The sequence below is a fragment of the Rhodococcus olei genome, from assembly GCF_039540555.1.
Lineage (GTDB): Bacteria > Actinomycetota > Actinomycetes > Mycobacteriales > Mycobacteriaceae > Rhodococcus_G > Rhodococcus_G olei.
In genome coordinates this window covers 49,233-55,840 of the sequence record NZ_BAABFB010000010.1, presented here as the reverse complement: position 1 = coordinate 55,840, position 6,608 = coordinate 49,233, and the positions used below count along the sequence as shown (strand labels likewise).

Below are 6,608 nucleotides of genomic sequence, written 5' to 3'. Positions count from 1 at the left end.
GGGGGCGCAGCCGGCCGTGTCAGCGGCGACGAGCCACGAGATGGACGTCGGGGAACCGGTGCTGGGCGTCGGTGCGGCTGACCGTCCGCCACATCTCGTCGAAGCCGGCGTCCGAGAGCGCTGCGGAGAGACGGTCGGGGTGCCAGCGCCATGCCGGTGCCACGAGGTGATCGAACTCGGCGATCTCGCCCACGGTGTCGGTGGTCTGGCCGGCCACCGCGACGAACGTGCCCGGGTCCATCCGCGAGGCCCAGCCGGCGAGCACGTCCGGGACCTCCGACGGCGGTACGTGGATCAGGCTGTACCTCGCCAGGACCGCCGCAACCCGCCGGCCGCCTAGATCCGTGGCGTCGAGTCGGGCGTCGTCCTGGACGAAACGCAACTCGGGGTGGTGGCGCTTGGCGATCGCCAGCATTTCCCGGCTGGGATCGACGCCGATCACGTCCAATCCCTGTCCCGCGAGATCCGCGGTGACCTGTCCGAGCCCGCACCCCACGTCCAGCACGACGCCCTCGACCGGACTCTCGCGGACGAGGTCGGCGAAGGCAGCGACGACATAGCGCTCGAGTGAGGTCAGGTACGGAGTCGGAAATGTCTCGAAATACAGGCCTGCGAGAGCGTCATACCCGGGTTGAGTCACCACCGGAGTATTCCAACGCGGGGACTCCCGTGGCGCGTCCGGTCCTACCGGGCGAGTGGCGTGTTCGTGCCTGAGTTGGGCCGAGTACACCAGCGCATTGACCCACTACTGGCGTGAGGCGAAGAGTGACCGCCTGATCAGCAGCGCCCGAGAGATCGAGGACCCGACCGAGCGCCTCGCCTTTGTCGACATCGCTCTGCAACCACCCCACGCGTCGGCCATCCGCGTGTGGGCAGCGCACGACGAGGCCGTTCAGGCGATCCAGATCGAAGCGGACGAGGAACGTCGCGCATTAACCGCCGACGCCTTCTTCGCGGCCGGGTCCGCGACGGTGGGAATGTACCTGCTCGTGGGTTAGGAGAGCGGCACCCATCGATCGCCCGAGACGTTGGCCCGGGCCCTCCAGGCATTTGCCGACCGGGGCCTGTCCGAGTGTGCGGGCTCCGAAGCCCGATCACGTCTCCAGCAGCGGGTTGCCCCCACCGGCCAGGTACTCCTGCGCGGCCTCGGAGAAGGCCCGGATCCGGTTCGTGGTGCCGGCGGTTCGCCAGATCAACCGCCATTCGAAGGGAAGGCCGTCCCGGATGGGCACGTAGACCACGTCCGGTCGCGAGTCGTACCGGCCGGCGTGGGTGGGCACCGGGAACACACCCTGGCCCGCACCGACGAGGGCCAGCATCTCCTGCACCGTGCCGAAGTCGGGGCCACGCTCGATCGCCGTGCCGCCCGCCGTCGTCCGCGGTAGTGCGGCCTCGTCCACCTCCTCCGGGAAGCCCCGGGGGCGCAACACCTTTGCCCGAGCAAGGTCGTCGAGGGTGACCGATTCGCGACGCGCGAGCGGATGCCGAGCGGAGACCGCCAGGACGGACGGCTCGCGCAACAGCACCGGGCTCTGGTCCAGCTCACGGACGTTCGCGATGTCGGCTGCGGCGACGAGGATGTCGACCTCGTCCGCCGCCAGCAGCCCGACGCCGTCGCTGTAGCGGCTCTCCCGGATCTGCACGCGGCATCCGGGGTGGCGCGCGTGGAAGACGTTCGCGATATCGAGCACGAGCTGGCCGATCGCGGTGCCGACGAAGCCCACCCGCAGCACGCCGTCGAGCCCTCGACCGGCCGCGATCGCCCGGGCGATTCCGTCGCGGATCTGCTGATCCGCCGGCCGCAGATCCTGCTCGAGCTGTCGGCCGATCGGGGTCAGGACCACCCGTCGGCTGGTCCGCTCGAACAGCGAGGTTCCGATGCGGCGCTCGAGCGCCTTGACGGTCTGACTGACCCGCGCGGTGGACACGTGCAAGCGCTCGGCGGTGCGGCCGAAATGCAGCTCCTCGGCCAGCGTCAGGAAGATCTCGATGTCACGCCGCTCCATGCAGAGCCTCCGTTCGTCCACCCACAGGTTAACGATCCTTGCGTGAACAGCCGTTGTTCGCACCGCGGCCCCGGCCGATTGTGGAGGAGACACACCATTCGAGCTACAGGGAGAACGACATGACCGAGCCCGGCCCGACCTCATCGACACTCGTCCTCGGCGGCACCGGAAAGACGGGTCGCCGCGTCGCACAACGACTGACCGCGCTGGACCTGCCCGTGCGCATCGGGACTCGTGCGGGTGGGGTCCCGTTCGATTGGGAGGACCCGCAGACCTGGGGGCCCGCGCTCGAGGGCATGAAAGCCGTCTACGTCTCCTACTACCCCGACCTCGCAGCACCCGGCGCGGCCGAGGCGATCGCCTCCTTCGCCCAACTGGCGGTGGACCGGGGCGCGCGGCGCCTGGTGCTGCTCTCCGGCCGAGGCGAGATCGAGGCCCACGCGTGTGAGAAGGCGCTGACGGACTCGGGTGCCGATGCGACGATTCTGCGCTCGAGTTGGTTCAGCCAGAACTTCAGCGAGAGCTACCTTCTGGGCCCGGTCCGTGGCGGCCGGGTGTTCCTGCCGGCCGGCGACGTACCCGAACCGTTCGTCGACGCCGACGACATCGCCGACGTCGCGGTCGCGGCACTCACCCAGCGGGGACACGTCGGCAAGGTCTACGAAGTGACCGGTCCCCGGGCGCTCACCTTCGCCGAGGCCGTCGCCGCCATCGGCGCCGCCGCGGGCCGCGAGGTCGACTACATCGAGGTGCCCGCCGCGGACTACGCGGCCGCACTCGCCGCCGATCAGGTTCCGGACGACGTGATCGAGCTGCTGACGTACCTGTTCACCACCGTCCTCGACGGGCGCAACGCGACGCCGGGGGACGGCATCCGCAGTGCGCTGGGCCGACCTCCGGTCGACTTCACCGACTTCGCGGCCCGCACCGCCGCGACCGGCATCTGGAACGTGGGGTGACCGACATGAACGTCAAACTTCTCCAGGCGATGTCGCTGTTCGGCGCGTGTCTGACCAGCGGGCTCGTGGCCGGACTGTTCGCGGGCTTCGCCTACGCGGTCATGCCGGGTCTCGGCCGGTCCGACGACCACACCTTCGTCGAGGCGATGCAGAAGATCAACGTGGCGATCCTCAACGGCTGGTTCATGTTCTGCTTCGTCGGTGGGTTGCTGCTCACCGTGGCCGCACTGCTGCTGCACCTGCGATCGGGGAACGGTGTGCTGCCCTGGATCGTCGCCGCACTGGTGCTGTATCTGGCGATGTTCGTGATCACCGGCGCCGTCAACGTGCCCCTCAACGACGAGCTCGCCCGGGCCGGCGACCATGTCGCAGATCCCGCCGTCGTGCGTGCGCATTTCGAATCCCGGTGGGTCACCTGGAACATCGTGCGCGCGCTCGTCACCACTGTGGCATTCGCCGCCCTCGCCTACGCGCTCGTGCTGCACGGACGCGCAACCGCGACGCCGACACCCCCGTCCGGCGGCGAGCACTCCGCCGGCGCCCACGTCGTGCAGGACGCTGTGGCGCAGTCGGACTGGGGTCGGGTCCGGTCCCAGGACCCGAGCTGGGGCACCCCTCGCCAGCAGGCGTGAGCTCGCACAACGAATCTCGACAGCAGGGTCGCGCCGGCTGTCGAGATTCGTTGCACTCCGTGGTCTGGGCGCCGAGCGGCGTCCTCACCTGCCGCGCTCCGGCGTGCAGAAGGTCCCTTCGGAGGGCCGGGCTGACGGATCCGGAGTCAGGTCGGCACAGGCGGTGACCTGATTTGGTGGTGTGGTGAGGTCCGCGAGCTGTGGACAAACGTTGGTGATCGCAGAGTGGGCAAGGTATTCGAAGGCAGCAGCCTTCGATCGATCGGCGTCCTGGGCCTGCACTGATTCCCACAGATCGCGGGTCCCGCGTTCGGCGATCGATGCACAGGTCTGTCGACCGAACCCGGCGGCGTGACCACGAAGGTGACGTAGGGGAGTGCCGGAGTAGAGGGTGCCGTCCAGCGTGGGCAGACCGCAGACCTCCCGGGTGAAGGCGGCGTCGCCGCCGGGCGGCACCGCGTCGTTCACGACCGGGGACCACTCGGCCCGCTTCTGGTCCGCCAACTCCTGATTCGAAGGGAACGACTGATCGGGGTGGTGGCCGCGTTGGTCGGTGAAGACCGTCTGCCAGTATGCGACGTAGTCGTCGACCGTCATGTTCGCCAGATCCGCATCGACACAGCGTGCGGACCGATCTCGGGGCGCATCGACCGGCGGGTCGGCGAAGTGGCGCTGATCCGTGGCCGGGATGGCGGCGGACACGTCCTCGAGGCCGTTGCCGCAACCGCACGCGGCCGTGAACAGGGCCGAGGTGGCGACGGCGGCCGCGAACAGCGCCGGGACCGCACGAAACGTCATCGAGCACCTCCACGTCCGGACTCCGATTGTTGCTTCTGCAGACCGTGTCGGTGCTGCCTGCGACTTTCGACCCGAGTCGGGCCGGGTTCTCCGATCGCACTGTGTGCCAACACTGCCGATCCGGATTCGGGTCCGTCGCGGACGTGATGGCCGCTGATCGGCGCCAGGACGGTCAGGCCGCGCGGCGATCGGCTACCGGTCGGCGGCCATGCCGTCGAGGAACACCGAGATGCAGTCCTCCGAGAGGTCGCCGAGCGTGTAGGGATCCTCGGGCTGGTGCCAGTACACGGTGAGCCACACGGCATCTCGGATGAAGCGGTGGAACACCTTGGACGGGACATCACGTCGGAGGACGCCGGCATCCTTGCCGGCTTCGATCGCTTCGAGCCAGACCTGCTGCACCGAGTCCGCAAGGCTGCGCGCCCTTTCGTAGTCGCGCAGGTCACGCAGGTTCGCGAACTCGCTCTGGTAGATCTTCGTGGCGTTGGGACGGGCGGCGCCGGTGGTGAGTGAGACGTCGACGATCGCCTTCAGTCGTGCACGTGGCTCGAGCAGTTCGAGGTTCATCGCGCGATAGTTCGCCAGCAGATCCGACAGGTACGCGGTGACCAGCTCGTTGACGATCGCGTCCTTGGACCGGAAGTGGTGATACAACGCACCGGCGTTGATCCCGATCTCATCGCCGATTTCGCGCATCGACGTGCCGTCGATGCCGCGGGCCGCGAACAGGCGCGCCGCGGCGGCGAGGATAGCGGATCTCCGGCTGTCGGACCTCCGCTCGACATCGGCCGATTGAACCTTCATTTCACGAACCGTATCCGCCTGCTCCGTGGCGGTCAAGGTCGAACTGCATTCCCTGATCGGTCTTGATTATTCATTCGTGTTGAACGATCATTACATCGCGTCGCGTCGGTGCTCTTCGCCGACACGGTCCGCCGACGTATCCGTAAGGTTGCTGTGACGAATCCGTTTCGTGTGCCCGCTCGTGAAATCGACTTCGGTCGGCTGTATCACGTGGGCACTGTCGTCGGCGCAGTCTGTCCGAACGCCTCCCCGGTGCCGGGCGCGCCCCGGGGTGCAGGTTGCGAACTCGGGGGCTCGACGCAATCCGGAAACGGGACCCAGCGATTGAGTGAACGTTCAATACGTGCGTCGACGACTGGTATCGACTTCGCGCGCGTGACCTATTACGAAATTGGAGTGGTGCGGTGAGATTGGAAGGCAAGGTGGCTTTGGTGACCGGCGGTGCCCAGAGTCAGGGGCGAAACCACGCGGTCAGGATGGCGGCCGAGGGCGCCGATGTCATCGTCGTGGACATCTGTCGCCAGCTGGACGTCGTCCCCTATCCGATGGGCACGGACGAGGGTCTGGCCGAGACCGCTCGTCTGGTGGAGGCGCAAGGCCGTCGAGTCCACGCTGCCCGCGTGGACGTGCGGGACCGACACGAGCTCGATCGGGTGGTCGCCGAAGGCGTCGACAGACTGGGAGGACTGGACATCGTCGCCGCCAACGCGTCGGTGTGCACCGTCCAGCCTCACGAGGAAGTCACCGACGAAGTCTGGCAAACCACGATCGACGTCAACCTGACGGGCGTCTGGCATACGTGCGCCGTGGCCATCCCCCATCTGGATGCAGCAGGCGGTGGGAGCATTGTGGTCACCGGATCGACCGGGAGCACCATCGGGCTCCCCTTCTATCTCCCTTACGTGGCATCCAAGCACGCACTCACCGGGTTGTGCCGGTCGTTGGCGCTCGAGCTCGCGAATCGCAACATTCGTGTGAACATGATCAACCCGACCGGCGTCGACACGCCGCAAGGGCATTCGCGTGTGCTGCCCGGTCTTCTCGAGACCCGTCCCGATCTCGCCCCGATATTCCTCAACTCGTTGCCGGTCGAGCGCATCGACGTCTCCGACGTGACCAGCGCGCTGCTGTACCTGGCGTCGGACGACGCCCGGTACGTCACCGGCATCGCCCTGCCGGTGGACGCCGGTTCCACCATCCGCTGATTCCGGCTGCGGGACTGCGTTTTCCGACGGCACGGAGATTCGGATGACGAGGCGGGCCTGCCGAACATGGACGAGGTGTTCGGGCGCGGCGTGTCGCTCGGCATGACCGTCGAGGAACTCGCGCAGGTGGTCGCGAGCACTTGCACGTTCGCGACCTCGAAGGTGGAGCGAACCACCGCACGATCGTGCGGCGCCGGCCTCGAA

At 67.8% G+C, this 6,608-nt stretch carries 8 protein-coding genes; 4 read left to right on the top strand and 4 right to left on the bottom strand.

The genetic code is table 11. The annotated features are described in order from the left end of the window. Positions 1–19 precede the first annotated feature (19 nt). The gene (locus tag ABD951_RS01780) at positions 20–640 is read right to left on the bottom strand and encodes a class I SAM-dependent methyltransferase (protein WP_345341458.1); all 621 of its coding nucleotides are present in this window, start codon (positions 638–640) and stop codon (positions 20–22) included. A gap of 97 nt (positions 641–737) precedes the next feature. On the opposite strand from ABD951_RS01780, the gene ABD951_RS01775 reads away from it, so the two are divergent. Then, positions 738–998, top strand: coding sequence for a hypothetical protein (locus tag ABD951_RS01775; RefSeq protein ID WP_345341456.1), 261 nt, complete (start codon positions 738–740; stop codon positions 996–998). 96 nt (positions 999–1,094) lie between these two features. Here ABD951_RS01775 and ABD951_RS01770 read toward each other — a convergent pair whose 3' ends face one another. Next, positions 1,095–2,006 carry a LysR family transcriptional regulator gene (locus ABD951_RS01770; protein ID WP_345341454.1) on the bottom strand — a complete coding sequence of 304 codons (912 nt, stop codon included), beginning with the start codon at positions 2,004–2,006 and terminating at the stop codon, positions 1,095–1,097. Between the two features lie 119 nt (positions 2,007–2,125). On the opposite strand from ABD951_RS01770, the gene ABD951_RS01765 reads away from it, so the two are divergent. Together ABD951_RS01765 and ABD951_RS01760 are read left to right on the top strand one after the other, a co-directional pair. Further along, on the top strand, positions 2,126–2,965 hold the full coding sequence (locus tag ABD951_RS01765) for an NmrA family NAD(P)-binding protein (RefSeq protein WP_345341452.1): 840 nt from the start codon (positions 2,126–2,128) through the stop codon (positions 2,963–2,965). A 5-nt stretch (positions 2,966–2,970) separates the two neighbouring features. Next, the gene (locus tag ABD951_RS01760) at positions 2,971–3,597 is read left to right on the top strand and encodes an anthrone oxygenase family protein (RefSeq protein WP_345341450.1); all 627 of its coding nucleotides are present in this window, start codon (positions 2,971–2,973) and stop codon (positions 3,595–3,597) included. A gap of 84 nt (positions 3,598–3,681) precedes the next feature. On the opposite strand, the gene ABD951_RS01755 is transcribed toward ABD951_RS01760, so the two are convergent. Both ABD951_RS01755 and ABD951_RS01750 read right to left on the bottom strand, forming a co-directional pair. Beyond that, positions 3,682–4,299 carry a hypothetical protein gene (locus ABD951_RS01755; RefSeq protein WP_345341448.1) on the bottom strand — a complete coding sequence of 206 codons (618 nt, stop codon included), beginning with the start codon at positions 4,297–4,299 and terminating at the stop codon, positions 3,682–3,684. 288 nt (positions 4,300–4,587) lie between these two features. Further along, positions 4,588–5,199 carry a TetR/AcrR family transcriptional regulator gene (locus ABD951_RS01750; protein ID WP_345341446.1) on the bottom strand — a complete coding sequence of 204 codons (612 nt, stop codon included), beginning with the start codon at positions 5,197–5,199 and terminating at the stop codon, positions 4,588–4,590. 410 nt (positions 5,200–5,609) lie between these two features. Here ABD951_RS01750 and ABD951_RS01745 point away from each other — a divergent pair, with 410 nt between their 5' ends. After that, entirely contained in the window at positions 5,610–6,404 is a 795-nt protein-coding gene (locus tag ABD951_RS01745) for a mycofactocin-coupled SDR family oxidoreductase (RefSeq protein ID WP_345341444.1), read from the top strand. Positions 6,405–6,608 lie beyond the last annotated feature (204 nt).

Excerpts from the sequence above, each read along its gene's own strand:
- ABD951_RS01765 (WP_345341452.1), top strand. The coding sequence starts at position 2,126 with ATGACCGAGCCCGGCCCGACCTCATCGACACTCGTCCTCGGCGGCACC.
- ABD951_RS01770 (WP_345341454.1), bottom strand. The coding sequence starts at position 2,006 with ATGGAGCGGCGTGACATCGAGATCTTCCTGACGCTGGCCGAGGAGCTG.
- ABD951_RS01750 (WP_345341446.1), bottom strand. The coding sequence starts at position 5,199 with ATGAAGGTTCAATCGGCCGATGTCGAGCGGAGGTCCGACAGCCGGAGA.
- ABD951_RS01760 (WP_345341450.1), top strand. The coding sequence starts at position 2,971 with ATGAACGTCAAACTTCTCCAGGCGATGTCGCTGTTCGGCGCGTGTCTG.